12 protein-coding genes are annotated in these 16,829 nt (G+C 64.6%); 7 read left to right on the top strand and 5 right to left on the bottom strand.

The features are described from left to right. The first annotated feature begins 120 nt into the window (after positions 1-120). Positions 121-912: an ATP-binding cassette domain-containing protein gene (locus AC0L2P_RS21945; protein ID WP_473503930.1), complete on the top strand. Its 792-nt coding sequence runs from the start codon at positions 121-123 to the stop codon at positions 910-912. Further along, positions 909-1,952: an ABC transporter permease gene (locus AC0L2P_RS21940; RefSeq protein ID WP_473503928.1), complete on the top strand. Its 1,044-nt coding sequence runs from the start codon at positions 909-911 to the stop codon at positions 1,950-1,952. Before AC0L2P_RS21945 ends, AC0L2P_RS21940 begins: the two co-directional genes overlap by 4 nt. A gap of 159 nt (positions 1,953-2,111) precedes the next feature. On the opposite strand, the gene AC0L2P_RS21935 is transcribed toward AC0L2P_RS21940, so the two are convergent. Continuing rightward, positions 2,112-4,814, bottom strand: a complete 2,703-nt coding sequence (locus AC0L2P_RS21935; RefSeq protein WP_473503926.1) for an ATP-dependent helicase — start codon at positions 4,812-4,814, stop codon at positions 2,112-2,114. Positions 4,815-5,066: 252 nt separating this feature from the next. Between AC0L2P_RS21935 and AC0L2P_RS21930 the strand changes: the two genes are divergently transcribed. Both AC0L2P_RS21930 and AC0L2P_RS21925 read left to right on the top strand, forming a co-directional pair. Next, positions 5,067-7,379, top strand: a complete 2,313-nt coding sequence (locus AC0L2P_RS21930) for a glucose/quinate/shikimate family membrane-bound PQQ-dependent dehydrogenase (protein ID WP_473503924.1) — start codon at positions 5,067-5,069, stop codon at positions 7,377-7,379. A 207-nt stretch (positions 7,380-7,586) separates the two neighbouring features. Further along, positions 7,587-8,486 carry a dienelactone hydrolase family protein gene (locus AC0L2P_RS21925; protein WP_473503923.1) on the top strand — a complete coding sequence of 300 codons (900 nt, stop codon included), beginning with the start codon at positions 7,587-7,589 and terminating at the stop codon, positions 8,484-8,486. On the opposite strand, the gene AC0L2P_RS21920 is transcribed toward AC0L2P_RS21925, so the two are convergent. Beyond that, positions 8,487-9,395: an EamA family transporter gene (locus tag AC0L2P_RS21920; protein ID WP_473503921.1), complete on the bottom strand. Its 909-nt coding sequence runs from the start codon at positions 9,393-9,395 to the stop codon at positions 8,487-8,489. 90 nt (positions 9,396-9,485) lie between these two features. Here AC0L2P_RS21920 and AC0L2P_RS21915 point away from each other — a divergent pair, with 90 nt between their 5' ends. Further along, complete coding sequence (locus AC0L2P_RS21915) at positions 9,486-9,965, top strand: Lrp/AsnC family transcriptional regulator (RefSeq protein ID WP_473503943.1); 480 nt, start codon at positions 9,486-9,488, stop codon at positions 9,963-9,965. Between the two features lie 71 nt (positions 9,966-10,036). On the opposite strand, the gene AC0L2P_RS21910 is transcribed toward AC0L2P_RS21915, so the two are convergent. Further along, positions 10,037-10,234 (bottom strand): hypothetical protein, encoded by a 198-nt coding sequence (locus AC0L2P_RS21910; protein ID WP_292659471.1) that lies wholly within the window; start codon positions 10,232-10,234, stop codon positions 10,037-10,039. 147 nt (positions 10,235-10,381) lie between these two features. Then, the gene (locus tag AC0L2P_RS21905) at positions 10,382-10,867 is read right to left on the bottom strand and encodes a thioesterase family protein (protein WP_473503919.1); all 486 of its coding nucleotides are present in this window, start codon (positions 10,865-10,867) and stop codon (positions 10,382-10,384) included. Positions 10,868-10,986: 119 nt separating this feature from the next. On the opposite strand from AC0L2P_RS21905, the gene AC0L2P_RS21900 reads away from it, so the two are divergent. Then, complete coding sequence (locus tag AC0L2P_RS21900; protein ID WP_473503917.1) at positions 10,987-12,402, top strand: FAD-binding oxidoreductase; 1,416 nt, start codon at positions 10,987-10,989, stop codon at positions 12,400-12,402. A gap of 93 nt (positions 12,403-12,495) precedes the next feature. Then, positions 12,496-16,599 (top strand): AsmA family protein, encoded by a 4,104-nt coding sequence (locus tag AC0L2P_RS21895; RefSeq protein WP_473503916.1) that lies wholly within the window; start codon positions 12,496-12,498, stop codon positions 16,597-16,599. Here AC0L2P_RS21895 and AC0L2P_RS21890 read toward each other — a convergent pair. Next, positions 16,596-16,826 (bottom strand): ribbon-helix-helix domain-containing protein, encoded by a 231-nt coding sequence (locus AC0L2P_RS21890; RefSeq protein WP_352466940.1) that lies wholly within the window; start codon positions 16,824-16,826, stop codon positions 16,596-16,598. The genes AC0L2P_RS21895 and AC0L2P_RS21890 overlap by 4 nt on opposite strands. Between the last annotated feature and the right edge of the window lie 3 nt (positions 16,827-16,829).

Genomic DNA, 16,829 nt, shown 5'->3' with positions numbered 1-16,829 from the left:
CCCCCCCCCCCCCCCCCCCCCCCCCCCCCCCCCCCCCCCCCCCCCCCCCCCCCCCCCCCCCCCCCCCCCCCCCCCGGGCCGCTGGCGAGACCGCCGGCACGAAATCAAGCGAGGACCGCCATGGCCGAACGCCTCATCGAACTGCGTGACATCAGCAAGTCCTACGGCCAGGTCTATGCGCTTGGTGGGGTCAATCTCAGCGTCGACCGCGGCGAGGTGGTCGGCCTGATCGGCGACAACGGCGCCGGCAAGTCGACGCTGATCAAGATCCTTTCGGGCGTGGTCAAGCCGACCAGCGGCGAAATCCTGATTCGGGGCAAACCGGTGACCGGGTGGAGCGCCGCGCGCTCGCGCGACGCCGGCATCGAAACGGTGTTCCAGGACCGGGCGCTCGCCGTGCAGCAGACAATCGTGCGCAACATCTTCATGGGCCGCGAGCTCACCGGCTGGCTTGGCTGGCTGAAGGTCAACAGGGAGATCGCGGAGGCGAGCCGGCTGATGCGCGAGATCGGCTTCACCTCGAAGGTGTTCACGCCGCAGTCGATCGTCGGCCAGCTGTCGGGCGGCGAACGCCAGGGCGTGGCAATCGCCCGCGCCATCTACAAGAAGGCCGACCTGATCGTCCTCGACGAGCCGACGACGGCGCTGTCACTGACCGAAACGGCGAAGGTTTTTCATTTCGTGCGCCAGGTGCGGGCGAGCGGTCGGTCGATCCTGTTCATCGGCCACAACATCCACCACGTTTTCGATATCGCCGACCGCTTCGTCGTGCTCGATCGCGGCAAGGTAGCGCTCAGCGCCGACCGGAGCGAGGTCAAGTCGGCCGAAGACCTCATCAATTTCATGGAAGACGTGGCACACCCCGGCGGACTGGCGGGATTGCACGACGCCGGGGAGCAGGCAACGCGATGAGCAAGACAATGGAGCCGGATCTGCAAACCCCGCTCGGCAGCAGCGAAGCCGCCCGGAAGGCATGGAAGCACCCGTCCGATCACTGGATGCGCGGCTTTGTCCTCGACAACCGCGCCGCACTCGGCACGCTTGCGGTGTTCATCGTGATGATGGCGGTGTTCATGATCGCCAATCCGACGGTCTTCACCAGCTGGTATCTCTATAGTTCCGTGCTGACCACGCTGCCCGTGGCGCTGTTCGTGGTGGTGCCGCTGGTTTTCGTCGTCACCTGCGGCGAGATCGACCTGTCGTTTCCGGCGACGATGGGTTTTGCCTCATGGGTCTTCGCGCTGGTCGTGCAGGCCGGCTACGACCCGTTCGTCGGCATGGCCGCCGCAATGGTCACCGGCATGCTGCTCGGCTTCCTGGTCGGCTCTCTGGTCGTCTATGGCGGGCTGTCGTCGCTGATCGCCACGCTCGGCATGAATTTCCTGCTGCGCGGCCTGATCCAGATCATCAACGAAGGCAGGTCGACGGCGCTGACCGGACTTGCCGACAGCTGGGCCTACAAGATCTTCTCCAGCCAGCTTTACGGCATTCCGGTGCAGATATTCTGGGCCATCGCTTTCGTCGTGCTGTCGGCGCTGCTCTACAACCGCCATCGTTTCGGCGCCCAGGTCAAGGTGGTCGGCGACAATCCCGATAGCGCCCAGCAGATGGGCATCGACGTCAAGCGCGTCAGGGTGAAGGTGTTCGTCTTCGTCGGCATCGGTGCGGCAATCGCCGGCACTTTCTCGGTGATGATCAACTTCACCTGGTGGCCGACGGCCGGCGACGGTTACCTCTTGCCGGTGCTGGCATCGGTGTTCGTCGGCGGCACCCCGACCTGGGGCGGCATCGGCACCGTCGTCGGCGGCGCCATCGGCGCGGTCACCGTCTCCTTCATCCAGACCGGTGTGGTGGCGGCGGGACTGAGTGGCTTCTACGTCCAGTTCTTCAACGGCCTGATCATCATCCTGTCGCTGCTCGGCCACAAATGGAACCAGGCGCGGTATCGGTGACGGGGCTGCCGCTTCGAGCTGCTTAAACGCAGGTGACAGGGCAACCGCTTCGGGTTTTGTAGTCCCGTTTTCCGGACGTTAGCGCCGCCCCTCATCGCCCCGCCGGGCACTTCTCCCCGTATGGTGACGGGGAGAAGGCGGCCGAGCAATCATGTCCACTCAAACCCCCGTCACGAACCCGTCCAGCACGCGTTTCTGGCCGGCTTTGTCGAAGTCGATGGTCAGCTTGTTGCCTTCGATGGCCGAGATGTTGCCGTTGCCGAATTTCTGGTGGAAGACGCGGTCGCCGACGCTGAAGGGGGACGGCGTGTCGGCGACGGATTTGGCGACCAGCTCGCCGTCGATGGTGCGGCCCTTGATCGAGGTGCGGCCGGCACCGTAGCCGGAGTCGGTTTCGCCATAGCCGATGCGCTCGACCTGGTGGCCGGAGCGCGTGCCCCAATTGCGGTCGGTCGCCTCGGTGCGGTTGGCCTGAGCGCGCTGCCAGCCCGGTGTCGCATAGGTGCTGGAGAAAGCGCCGGATTTTTCAGCACCGTTGTTGCCGCCGATGTTGTCGAAGCGCGATGCTCCATAGGGGTTCTGCCTGCCTGCACCTTGGCCACCACGACCGGAGGCGAACGAGCCGCCGCCATAGGCATTGCCATAGCCGCCATAGGAGTTGCCGCTTTCGGAAACTTCGACATGGGCTTCCGGCAGTTCGTCGAGAAAGCGCGACGGGATAGTCGATTGCCAGAGGCCGTGGATGCGGCGGTTGGAGACGAACCAGATGTGCAGGTTCTTCTTGGCGCGGGTCAGGCCGACATAGGCGAGGCGGCGCTCCTCCTCCAGCCCTGAGCGGCCGCCCTCGTCGAGGGAACGCTGGTGCGGGAACAAGCCTTCTTCCCAGCCGGGCAGGAACACGGTTTCGAATTCCAGGCCCTTGGCCGAATGCAGCGTCATGATGTTGACGGCGTCGAGCTCGGCGTTCTGCTCGGCGTCCATCACCAGCGCGACATGTTCGAGGAAGGAGCGCAGCGATTCGTACTCCTCCATGGAGCGGATCAGTTCCTTTAAGTTCTCGAGCCGACCGGGCGCTTCGATCGAGCGGTCGTTCTTCCACATGTCGGTGTAGCCGCTCTCCTCCAAAATGGTCTCGGCGAGTTCGGTGTGCGGCGTGGTTTCCAGCGCCTTTTGCCAGCGCTCGAAATTGGCCGATACCTCGCGCAGTGCGGCGCGCGGCTTCGGCTTCAGCTCGTCGCTCTCGGCAAGTTTTGCCGCGGCCTCCAGCATCGGGATGCGCAGGGCGCGTGCGGTGTCGTGGATCTGGCGGATGGTGGCCTCGCCCAAGCCGCGCTTCGGCACGTTGACGATGCGCTCGAAGGCGAGGTCGTCGGCGCCTTGCGCGACGACCCGGAAGAAGGCGAGCGCGTCGCGGATTTCGAGCCGCTCGTAGAATCGCGGGCCGCCGATGACACGGTAGTTGAGGCCGAGCGTGACGAAGCGGTCTTCGAATTCGCGCATCTGGAAGGACGCGCGGACGAGGATCGCCATATCGTTCAAATTGTGCTTCTGGCGCTGGTAGGCCTCGATGGTCTCGCCGACGGCGCGGGCCTCCTCCTCGGAATCCCAGGGGGCATGGACATGCACCTTCTCGTCGTCCTCGGCGATCTTTTCGGTGAACAGCGTCTTGCCGAAGCGGCCCTCATTGTGGGCGATGAGATGCGAGGCGGTGCCGAGGATGTGCGCGGTCGAGCGGTAGTTGCGCTCCAGCCGGATGATGGTGGCGCCGGGAAAGTCCTTGTCGAAGCGCAGGATGTTGTCGACCTCGGCGCCGCGCCAGCCATAGATGGATTGATCGTCGTCGCCAACGCAGCAGATATTAACGGTGGCGCGGCGCGGATTTCCCTCCCCCTTGAGGGGAGGGTGGCCGGGCAAAGCCCGGCCGGGTGGGGTCCGTGCGGCAGTGCTCGACGCATCGGCGGTGCCTTCTGCGGCAACCCCCTCCGCCCGCTTCGCGGGCACCTCCCCCTCAAGGGCGGAGGATTGAGGCCGCTGTGCCAGCAGGCGCAGCCACATGTACTGCGCGGTGTTGGTGTCCTGGTATTCGTCGACGAGGATGTAGCGGAAGCGCTTGTGGTATTCCTTCAGCACGTCCGGGTTGGCGCGGAAGATGCGGATCGGGTGGCACAGGAGATCGCCGAAGTCGCAGGCGTTCAGCGTCTTCAGCCGCTCCTGATAGGCCTTGTAGAGCTCGCGGCCCTTGCCGTTGGCGAAGGCACGGGCATCGCCCTCCGGGATGTCGGTGGGGCCAAGCCCCTTGTTCTTCCAGTTATCGATCATCTGGGCGAACTGCTTGGCCGGCCAGCGCTTGTCGTCCAGCCCTTCGGCCTGGATGAGCTGCTTGATCAGGCGCACGACATCGTCGGTGTCGAGGATCGTGAAGTCGGATTTGAGCCCGGCCAGCTCGGCGTGCCGGCGCAGCAGCTTCACGCCAATCGAATGGAAGGTGCCGAGCCACGGCATGCCCTCGACATTGCCTTCGCCGATCAACAGGCCGATGCGCTGTTTCATCTCGCGCGCCGCCTTGTTGGTGAAGGTGACGGCGAGAATCTGCGAGGGGAAGGCTTTGCCGGTGGCAAGGATGTGGGCGATGCGGGTGGTGAGCACCCGCGTCTTCCCGGTGCCGGCGCCGGCCAGCACCAGCACCGGGCCCTCGGTGGTTTCCACCGCCAGCCGCTGCTCGGGGTTGAGGCCGTTGAGATAATCGGGCGCGTTGTTTTGCCCGCTGCGGGCAGCCATGGCGCGCGCGGCAATGCCCGACGGGGCCACGGGCCGCGCGTTCGGTTCGTCAAAAAAGGGCATGTCTTCCGAAAACCCGGGCATCTCTCCCCGAATGTAGTGATTCGGCAGCGAAAGGCCAGAAGTGTCTCCGTTTTGTTCTCTGTTCAGTCGGTAGACTCACAATCTGAATGGGTCCGCTAACCAAAACGCCGGGCCTGAGATGGGTCGGTACCGCAAAACGCCGAGCTTGCTTGACAGGGGAGGCGGGCCGGAGAAAGTTGCGTGGGGGCAGGAACGCAATGCGGGGTTGCCCATGGACGCGTCGCGGAGCGCACCAGTCGAAGGAGCACCGTCTTGGCTGTGGTCATCACCTCCCTGATCCTTTTCCTCATCGGCCTGGCGCTTGGCGGCGGCGGCATCTGGCTCGTGACGCTGGGCGGCAGCTGGTATTACGTCATCGCCGGTCTAGCTTTCCTTGTCGCGGCCTGGCTGCTCTACAGGCGCAGATCCACGGCGCTGTGGCTCTACGCGGCGATCGTGCTCGGCACGCTCGCCTGGGCGGTCTGGGAGATCGGCTTCGACTGGTGGGAGCTCGGCCCGCGCGGCGGCATCATCGTGCTTGTCGCGCTGTGGCTGTTGACGCCATGGGCGCGGCGCGGGCTTGCCGGTCCCGACGGACGCGCGCCGCTGATCCTGGCCGTGCTGGCATCGCTTGCCGTCGCCGGTTATTCGATGACCGTCGATCCAAAGGATATTGCGGGTGAACTCAACACGGACAAGGTGACGCCGACGGCCGATCTCGGCGGCAACGTGCCCGCCGGCGAATGGCACTATTACGGCCGCACGCAATATGGCCAGCGCTATTCGCCACTCGACCAGATCACCGCCGAAAACGTTGCCAATCTGCAGCCGGCCTGGACCTATCGCACTGGCGACGTGAAAGGGCCCGACGACATCGCCGAGACGACCTATCAGGTGACGCCGCTAAAGATCGCCGACACGCTCTATATCTGCACGCCGCATAATTTTGTCATCGCCATAGACGCCGCCACCGGCAAGGAGAAATGGCGCTTCGATCCGCAGGTCAAGCTCGACAAGGACCGCCAGCACCAGACCTGCCGCGGCGTGTCCTATTATGCCGACGCCAAGATCGCCGCCGGCCAGCCCTGTGCCACACGCATCTACCTGCCGACATCCGACGCCCGGCTGATCGCGCTCGACGCCGCGAATGGCCAAGTCTGCCCGACATTTGCCGAAGGCGGCACGCTGAACCTGCTCGCCAACATGCCATACCCGAAGCCGGGCTATTATTATTCGACCTCGGCGCCGCTCATCGTCGCCAACAAGATCATCGTCGGCGGCGCGGTCAACGACAATTATTCGACGCAGGAGCCGTCCGGCGTCATCCGTGTCTACGATGCCGACGCAGGCGCGCTGTTGTGGAATTGGGATTCCGGCAATCCGGACCAGACGACGCCGCTGCCGCCGGGCCAGACCTACACCAACAACTCGCCCAACATGTGGTCGACGGCGAGCGCCGACGAGAAGCTCGGGCTGCTTTATGTGCCGCTCGGCAACAAGACGCCGGACCAGCTCGGCGCCGGCCGCAGCGCCAACGACGAGAAATTCTCCTCGTCGATCACCGCGCTCGATCTCAACAGCGGACAATTGCGCTGGGTGCGGCAGACCGTGCACCACGACCTCTGGGACATGGATGTGCCGGCGCAGCCGACGCTGGTCGACATCACTACGGAAAGTGGCGTCGTGCCGGCGCTGGTCGGGCCGACCAAGCAGGGCGACCTCTATGTGCTCGACCGGCGCAGCGGCGAGCCGATCGTTCCGGTCAAGGAAGTGCCGGCGCCGGGCGGCGCGATCGAGGGCGACCATACCTCGCCGACGCAGCCGGTCTCGGATCTCAGCTTCAGTCCGAAACCGCTGACCGGCGCGGATATGTGGGGCATCACCATGTTCGACCAGCTGGCCTGCCGGATCGAGCTTCGGAAGTTGCGCTATGAGGGCCGCTATACGCCGCCGTCGCTGCAGGGCTCGCTGATCTACCCCGGCAATTTCGGCACCTTCAACTGGGGCGGCGTGGCAGTCGATCCGGTCCGGCAGGTGATGTTCGGCATGCCGACATACCTGGCGTTCATCTCCAGACTGGTGCCGCGCGCCGACGTGCCGCCGCCCGGCGACACCAAGGGCAGCGAACTAGGCCTGAACCGTAATGACGGTGCGCCTTACGCAGTGATATTGAAGCCGTTCCTGTCGCCGCTCGGCATTCCCTGCCAGGCGCCGCCCTGGGGCTATGTGGCGGGCGCCGATCTTCGGACCGGCAAGATCGTCTACCAGCATCGCAATGGCACCGTCTACGACATGACGCCATTGCCGCTGCCGTTCAAGGTCGGCGTGCCGGGCATTGGCGGGCCGATGATCACTGCCGGCGGCGTTGCTTTTCTCGGTGCGGCGGTCGACGACTATGTGCGCGCTTATGACCTGACGACCGGCAAACAGCTGTGGCAGGCGCGACTGCCTGCCGGCGGGCAGTCGACACCGATGACCTACACGGTAGCTGACGGGCGCCAGTTCGTCGTCATCGTTGCCGGCGGCCACGGCTCGGTCGGCACCAAGCCGGGCGACTATGTGATGGCCTATACGCTGCCGAAATAGAGAAGTCCTTCAGAGCCCGAGATGCCCTTTCAGATCGGGTACCGATGCAAGTACCTCATTGGTCAGCTGCGGGCCGGCTGCTGCCTCGGCCTGCTGGACCAGCGCGGCATCGGCCTTCGTGCAGGGACTTATGGCAGCCTCACTCAGCCGTGACTGGACCAGGCAAGCTTCGGCTCTATGTTGCCGCGGGGGGCCGAGGAGCAAGCCATGACAACACCTGCCGGAACCTCTGCCGCCGAGCCTGTCATCACCCAGGCGATGATCGATGCCTATGACGAATACACGCATCTGACGCTCGACCGGCGGCGCTTCATGGAGCAATTGACCAGGCTTGCCGGATCGGGTGCGGCCGCGGCCGCGATCGCGCCGCTACTGGCGGCGAATTCGGCCCAAGCAGCAATTGTCGCGGAAGACGATCCGCGTGTGAGAGGCGAGGACATCAGCTATCCACGCAGCGCCGGCGAGATGAAGGGCTATCTGGTCAGGCCGACGGATCAGACCGGCAAACTCGGCACGGTCATCGTCGTGCACGAGAACCGAGGACTCAACCCGCACATTCGCGACGTGGCGCGGCGCGTTGCGCTGGAAGGGTTCGTGGCGCTTGCGCCGGACTTCATGACACCGCTCGGCGGCACGCCGGCCGATGAAAACAGGGCGCGTGACCTGTTTTCCCAGCTCGATCCAGCACAGGTCGCCGCCAATGCCGTGGCAACGGTTGCCTACCTCAAAGGCTACAAGGACGGCAGCGGCAAGGTCGGGGCGGTCGGCTTCTGCTGGGGCGGCGGCACGGTGAACATGCTGGCCGTCAACGCGCCGGACCTCGCCGCCGCCGTCGCCTATTACGGCATGCAGCCGAAGGCCGAGGACGTGCCGAAGATCAAGGCCGCGCTTATGCTGCATTATGCAGGCCTCGACACCCGCACCAATGCCGGCATCGATGCCTTCAAGAAGGCACTCGACGCGGCTCATGTCGAATACTCGGTCTACGTCTATGAAGGCGCCAACCATGCCTTCAACAACGAAACGTCGGCTGCCCGCTATGACAAGAAGGCGGCCGATCTCGCCTGGGGCCGGACGATCGCCTTCCTCAAAGAGAAGCTGGCCTGATCAGGCCGGCGCCGGCGCCGGTTTGTGAAGGCCGACGCCAGCCACCACCAGCGCGATGCCGATACAGTCGGTGAGGCTCGGCACCTGCCGCAGCACAATGACGCCGATCAACGTCGCGGTGACCGGCAGCAAGGACAGCATCAGCGCGAAGCTGGAGCGCGGCAGCCGCGACATGGCAAGCTGGTCACAAATATAGGGGATGACCGACGAGCAGATGCCGACACCGATCGCCGCAAGCAACAGCGGCGGCGCCGAGAAGGCCGGCAGCGCATCGGCAAAACCGATCGGCAGAACGATGAGGAAGGCGACCGCCATGGCGGCACCCAGCCCGGCGATGCCGTCGCCGGCGCCGGCGCGCGCGACGCGGTGGCCGAGCACGATATAGCCAACGAACAGCGCGCCGTTGAGGAAGGCCCAGAACAGGCCGATCGGGTCGCTCGACCATTTGACGTCGATGAGCAGCAAGGTGCCGGCGACGGCGATTGCAAGGGCGGCGAGATTGCGCGGACTTCTGAGGCCGACAAGCGCGACGCCGATGGTGCCGACGAATTCGATCGCCGCCACCAGCGAGATCGGCAGCCGGTCGAGCGCCAGGTAAAACGAGCAATTCATCACCCCAAGGCAGGCGCCGAAAGCCACAAGCAACAACCGCGTCGAGCGATCGGCGCGGGCGAAGACCGCCCATGGCCGGGTCAATGGGGCAAAGACGAGTGCAGCGGTGGCGATGCGCAGCCAAGCCATGCCGAGCACGCCGACATGCGGGAACAGCAGCACTGCGAAAGCCGGTCCGAGATAGTGGAACACGGCGCTGACGCCGAACCAGAGATGCGGCGGGACCGAGTTTGCCAAGGTAAAGGCGGGGCCGGCGAGTGCCGGACTTGCTGCTGGGGCTTGCGTCCGATCTTCCATGGTATCAGTATCGCAGGCGATTTTGGCCATTGATATGGATGATGGCCAATCATTGCGGCCATTTCCTTTCCGAAAGCAAGGAGTATTCCGCTGAAACGCCTTCGAAATGAAAATAGCGATCTGGATCCGGCGGACCTGAAAATCCTGCGCCTGCTGGAAAAGGATGCGCGCACCAGCACCGCCGAACTGGCGCGATCGGTCGGCCTGTCGGCGCCGAGCGTCGCCGAGCGCATCAAGCGGCTGCAGGAAAGCGGTGTGATCGAAGCCTATACGGTGCGCATCAATCCGGCCGCGCTCGGCATGAAGCTGTCGGCATGGTTGCGCATCAGGCCGGTGCCGGGGCAACTCGCCGTCGTGGCCGAAATCATCCGCGACCTGCCGGAAATCGCCCTGTGCGACCGGGTCACCGGCGAAGACTGTTTCATCGCGCTGGCGCATGTCGGCTCGGTGGCCGAACTCGAGCGGGTGATCGACCGGATCATTCCCCATGCGATGACCAATACGGCGATCATCCAGTCGTCGCCGGTGCTGCCGCGATCGCCGCTGGGGGCGGTGAAGCGGCAGCCTTGATGTTAGGATCGTTCGTCAGCATGTCATAAGAAATGCAAACCGGACGGCCGGTCTGTTTCTTGCCGCACCGCTCACGGGTGGCCGCGTTTCATCCGCGCCTGCTTCAGGATGGCGCGCCAGCGGATCATAGCGAAGGGGATCGGCTCGTTGTTGTTGGCGATGTGGAAGATCTCGTTGTTAAGGTTCTTCAGCGAGCGCCAGAAATCATAGTCGGTTATGCGTGGATCAGCCGCCAGCCTGTCCGCCTCGACCTTGATGTCGGTTTTCATGCACGTTCCCCGAACCGCTGTTGCTCCGCCGCCCGTATCGCAATGCGATGCGGATGGTTTTCCAACGCCGCGCTGAGTCGTTCAACATCTCAATTCGGCTTGTTCACGTTAAAACCTCGGTAAGGTTAACGGCGGTCGGACTGCGGTTCAAGCCGGCTTACGACGAATACCGATCGAGCGGCCGGCGCGCTCAGGCATCGGCAGGGCGCCATGGGCGGCGCGCATCGCTTCCACCTTGGCCAGGACGTCGGCGGGGAAGGGCGCGACCTTCGGGCCAGCCATGTCGACGTGCAGCGACAGCGTTTCGGATGTCGCCGCAAGCCAGCCGTCGAGATGGCGGATTTCCTGATAGGCCCTCAGCCGCTTGTCGTCATGGTCGAGGAGTTGGAACGAGACCGTGACCTTGTGGTCGAGATGCAACTCCTGGACGTAGCAGACATGGACTTCCGCGGTGTAGATGGTCAGCCGCCGTTCTTTCACATAATCCGGCCCCATCCCCATCATCTCGAAGGCTTCGTCGGAACAGCGGTCGAACAGCACATTGTAAAAGGCCATGTTGAGATGGCCGTTGTAGTCGATCCAGGCCTCCTCGATGTCCATGGCGCGAGAGACGAAAGGGGCGGGGATGGGCATCGGAAACTTCCTTCTCGTCATGCCGGGGTGAGCGTGGACTGGACAGAGCGTGGTTGGTGAGACTACGCATCCCTAGATGCAGAACAAGGGTGGACGCTGGTCCATTCGCGGAGGAATCGATGGCTCTAAGCGACCTCAATCCGGTCGAGCGCAACGAAGAAGGCATTGCCGCCGTACTCGGCATCCTCAAGCAGCGGCTCGGCGAGCGATTCCAGACCGGCCAGGCGATCCGCGCCCAGCACGCGCACACCACGACCTATATCCCGACCCAGGCGCCGGACGGTGTCGCCTTTGCCGAGACGACGGAGGAGGTGCAGGAGATCGTGCGCGCATGCGCAGCACACCGCGTGCCGGTGATTGCCTTCGGCGTAGGCTCTTCGCTGGAAGGCCACACCAATGCGCCGGGCGGCGGCGTCTCGCTCGATACATCACGCATGAACCGCATCATTGCGGTCAATCCGCAGGACCTCGATTGCACCGTCGAGCCCGGCGTGACACGCGAGGATCTCAACCGGCACCTGCGCGACACCGGCCTGTTCTTTCCGATCGACCCGGGCGCCAACGCCTCGCTCGGCGGCATGGCGGCGACGCGCGCGTCGGGCACCAACGCCGTGCGCTACGGCACGATGCGCGAGAACGTCCTGTCGCTGACCGCGGTGATGGCCGACGGCGAAGCGGTGACGACCGGCAAACGCGCCAAGAAAAGCTCGGCCGGCTACGATCTGACGCGGCTGCTGATCGGCTCGGAAGGTACGCTTGGCATCATCACCCAGCTGACCTTGAAGCTGCAGGGCATTCCGCAGGCGATTTCGGGCGGCGTCTGCCCGTTCCCCAGTCTCGAGGCGGCCTGCAACGCGGTGATCGCGACCATCCAGATGGGCATTCCGGTGGCGCGCATCGAATTGGTCAACGCGCTGCAGATGCGGGCGATGAAGACCTATTCGAAGCTCGACTATCCGGAGAGCCCCTGCCTGTTCGTCGAGTTCCACGGCAGCGATGCCAGCGTTGCCGAACAGGCCGAGACTTTCGGCATGATCGCCGAGGAAAATGGCGGCGGTCCGTTCCTGTGGACCAGCGTCGCCGAAGAGCGGACAAAATTGTGGAAAGCCAGGCACGATGCCTACTGGTCGTCGCTGACGCTGCGGCCGGGCGCCAAGGGCCTCTCGACCGATGTCTGCGTGCCGATCTCGCGCTTTGCCGAATGTGTCACCGAGACCGAGGCGGATATCGCCGAGATGGGCCTGATCGCGCCGATCGTCGGCCACGCCGGCGACGGCAATTTCCACGTGCTGGTGCTGATGGACGTGGACGATCCGAAGGAGATCGCGCTGGCGGAAAAATTCGTGGCGCGGCTCAATATGCGCGCCATCGCCATGGACGGCACCTGCACCGGCGAACATGGCATAGGGCAGGGCAAGATCGGCTTCCTACGGCATGAGCTAGGCCACGGCGTCGACATCATGCGCACGATCAAGCAGGCGCTCGACCCGCTGAACATCATGAACCCGGGCAAGATATTGCCGGGAAAGGACTGACATCAGACCACTGCCGTGCCCCCATTTGCCTCTTTATCGACACGCTGATGCGGGTAGAGTGCCAATGACTTTCAATCAACTATCCAGGAGTTCATGCTCGCACGCCTGTTCGTGATCTTCGGTGGGCTTCTCGTGCTGGTGCTGTGTGCGGCGCTGGTGGTGCCGTACTTTGTCGATTGGACGGGTTACCGTGCCGATTTCGAGCGCGAGGCCAGTGCCGTTCTGGGCCGCAAGGTGACCGTGCGAGGCGATGCAACGGCAAGGCTGTTGCCGTTCCCCTCGGTGACCTTTTCCAACGTCGCCGTTGCCGGTGGCCCGAACGGCCAGCCGGCCATGACCGTCGAAACCTTTTCGATGGATGCAGAACTCGCGCCATTTCTGCGCGGCGAAGTGCTGATCTTCGACATGCGCCTGGTGCGGCCGAAGGCGACGATTGACATCGCCGCCGACGGCACGGTCGACTGGACGATACGGCCGTCCTCGCCCCTCGATCCCGGCCAGATCTCCATCGAGAAGCTGACGGTGACGGAAGGGCAGATCGCGCTCACTCACGCCGCCGGCGGGCGTAGCCATCTTATTTCCGAGATCAACTCGACGATCTCGGCCAAGTCGCTGGCCGGCCCCTGGCGGATGGACGGCTCGCTGTTGCTGGATGGGTTGCGGACCACGATCGCCGCTTCCACTGGCAAGGCCGAACCGGACGGGCAAATGCGGCTCAGGCTCAAGGCCGATCCGGATGCCTATCCGCTGGTCATCGAGACCGACGGCAATATGGGCCTCGTCGAGGGCGCCGCCGTCTATTCGGGCCAGTTCAAGATATCGGGCGCAGACCGGACTGCGGCGCGGCAGCTGGGCACCGGCGGCGAGACGCTGAAAGTCAGCGCCGGCAAACCGGACCCGGGCTTCAGGCTGAACGGCAAGTTTTCGCTCGACCACCAGAAGCTCGGCGTCGACGAATTCCGCTTCGAGACAGGGCCGCTCGACAATCCCTACACCGCCGACGGCAAGGCTGCGGTCGACCTTGGGCTGAAGCCGCATTTCTCGATCGAGGCCAATGGCGCGCAGGTGCAGTTCGACGCGGCCGTGGGGGCGGCAGCCGGTGCCGGATTGACGCTATCCGAGCGGGTGGCGGCGCTGGAGCAGGCGCTGCTCGATCTGCCGAAGCCGACCATACCGGGCACGGTCGAGGTAAAACTGCCGGCCGTGGTGGCAGGCGACACCACGGTTCGCGACGTTCATCTGTCCGCCGAACCAGCCGAGGGCGGCTGGGCGGTAAAATCGCTGGCCGCCACGCTGCCCGGCCGCGCCAAGCTGGAAGCCAATGGCATGGTCAGCGTCGAGGACCATTTCGGTTTCACCGGATCGCTGCTTCTGGCGGTGGCGCAGCCCTCCGGTTTTGCCGCATGGCTGTCGAAGGACGTCGACGAGGCGATCCGCCGCTTGCCGGCCGCCGGCTTCAAGGCCAAGGTGGATTTGAGCGAAAAGCACCAGGCCTTCAGCGATCTCGAACTCATCCTCGGCAAGGCGAAGTTCTCCGGCCGCATCGATTCCAGCCAGCCCGACGACACCAGGCCATCGGTGCTGATGCAACTGGAAGGGGGCGAACTTGACGTCGATGGGCTCGCCGCCTTCGCCTCTATCTTCGTCAGCGACAAGGGCGCCAACCGCTTTTCCGACCGCGATCTCGATTTCCGGATCAAGGCCGGGCCGGTCAGCGCCGGTGGGCTGACCGCCGATAGCGTCGACACCGCGCTTAGATTGCGTGAAGGGCTGCTTGAGATCGACCGCCTGTCGGTCGGCGGACTTGCCGGCGCCTCGATCAGCGCCACCGGCCGGATCAAGGATTTCCCGGCAAGCCCGACCGGCAAGCTCGACGCCTCGGTGGTCGCCGTCGACCTCAAGCCGCTGATCGACGTCGCCGTCCAGCATTATCCAGACAATGCAGTGCTGAAGGGGCTGGCGGAGCGTGCCGCCACTTATCCCGAGCTGTTCCAGGATGCGCGTATCGACGCGGTCACCAGTGCCGCAGACAATGGCGACGGTACGACCGGACTGGCAATGAGCGCACAGGGCAAGGCCGGTGGTTCAGCCTTTTCCGCATCGTTGTCCGGCAAAGGGGCGTTCGACCGGCCTCTCGAAGCGCCGGTGACGCTGACCTTCAACGCAAGGAACGCAGACGCCACAGCGCTTCTCGCGCTTTACGGTCTGCCGGCGCTGCCACTCGGCATGCTCGGCGAGGCGACCACCGACGTCTCGGCCAAAGGCACGCTTGGCGGCGGCTTGGCGACGCGATTCAGCCTGGCCGGCAACGACTTCAAAGCTGGTTTCGACGGGACAATTGCCGACACGCCTCAGGGCGCGGCCGCCAAGGGCAAGGTCAGCGTTGAAACGGCCGACATCGAACCATGGCTGATGACGACCGGCGTCGGCCTGCCCGGCATGGGGACCGGCATGTCGACGTCGCTTGCAGCCGATGCCGATTACGGCAATGGTCTCCTGGTGCTGAGCGGCCTCAGCGGCGCCGTCAATGAAGCGGCGGTTTCCGGTGATGTAAATATCGACGTCAAAGAGGGGCTGCCGCATCTTGCCGGCGCGCTGTCGCTGGACGAACTTGACCTCGATCCGATGGCGGTGATGCTGTTCGGCGACAAGGCTTTCCTTGTCAATCACGGAGCCTGGCCGACGGTACCGGTCAGCCAGAAATCCAGCCTGCCATTTACCGCCAATCTCGATCTGACGGCGGCCTCGCTTGCCGCCGGCCCGCTTGCTGCCGCCTATGACGCCGCGCTGTCGCTGCAGCTCGACCAGGAGGGCATCCGCGTTTCCGACCTCAAGGCAAAGTTCCTCGGCGGCGAGTTGAGCGGCCTCTTCGAGCTCAAGAACAATAACGGGACCGGGCTTTTCTCCGGTCAGATGAAGCTCGCCCGCGCCGATTTGACAGCCGTGCTGCCGGGCGCCGGCATCAGCGGAAGCGGCGATTTCTCGACGGCGCTTTCGACCAGCGGCAAATCGGTCGACGCGATGGTCGCGGCGCTGTCAGGTTCCGGCACGGCGACGCTGAAGGGCATGACTATTGCCGGCTTCAATCCCGATGCCTTTGGCGCATTCATCGCCAAGGCCGACGCGATAGGGCGCGATATCGACGCCTCGAAGACTGCCGGCTTTGTGCCGCAGATCGCTGCGGCGGGCAGTTTTCCGGCACAGGACACCGATATTGCCTTTACCATCGCCGGCGGCACGCTGAGGGCGCCGCCGGTCAAATTGCAAAGCCCGGGCGCGACGCTGTCCGCCGACATCACCGCCGATCTGAGCACCAGCACCGTCGATGCCAAGGGCGAGATCGCCTATCGACCCGGCGACGAGGCGCTGGTCGGCTCCGAACCGATTTTGAATTTCAGCGTCGACGGGCCGTTTGGCGCCACCAAACGGCAGTTCGACAGCGAGCCGCTGGCACAGTTCCTGACCCAGCGTGCGCTGGAAAAGGAGCAGCAGCGGGTCGAAGCCATGCAGGCCGCATTGCTCGAGAAACAAAGGCTGCGGCGTGAGGTGCGCTACTACGCTGCCCTGCAAAGCGAGCGTGAAAGAGCGGCGGAGGAACTGCGCAAGCAAGAGGAAGCGGCGCGGCTGAAGGCCGAGGCCGACGCCAGGGCAAAGGCTGAAGCCGAGGCTCAGGCCCAAGCCGAAGCGCAGGCGAGGGCGCAGGCTGAAGCCAAGGCGAAGGCTGAAGCGGACGCCAAGGCAAAGGCCGAAGCTGAGGCGCAGGCCCAAGCCGAAGCGCAGGCCGAAGCGGAGGCGAGGGCGCAAGCTGAGGCCAGGGCGAAGGCTGAAGCGGAGGCCAAGGCAAAGGCGGATGCAGCGGCGAAGGCCGAAGCCGAGGCCAGGGCGAAAGCCGAGGCGGCTGCACAGGCCGAAGCGGATGCCGAAGCGAAAGCCAAGGCTGCGCAACAGGCTGCCGAGGAAGCAGCGCAGGCCGAAGAACAGCAACGCCAGAGGGCGGAAGAGGCGTTGCGGATCGCCTCGGAAGAAAAGGCAAAGCTCGACGCCCAACGCAAGGCCGCGGCCGAGCAAGCGCAGAAGATGGAGCGGGAGGCTCGGCCCGCAACCAATGACAATCGGTCGCCGGTGGAACCCGCGCCAAAACCCCAGATCGATCCCTCGTCGATCGACAATTTGCTGAAGTCGCTGGAGGGAGGTTAGAGCGAACCCGTCATACGGCGCTTGGCCCAATCCAGCACATAGAGCCGGAGCGCCGAGGAGAGATTTGCATCCCGCGGACGGCTCTCGTCGATCTCCGCGACAAGCGCGGCGAGCGTCAGTTTTCGTACGGCCGCAATAGCGACCAGGTCGTCGTAAAAAGGCTTTTCGAGCGAATAGCTGGTGCGGTGGCCGCGAATGGTGACCGAGCGCTTTTCGACCGGGCTCACGCG

The organism is Mesorhizobium sp. WSM4836 (assembly GCF_055811815.1).
This window is presented reverse-complemented; position numbering and strand designations above follow the sequence as displayed.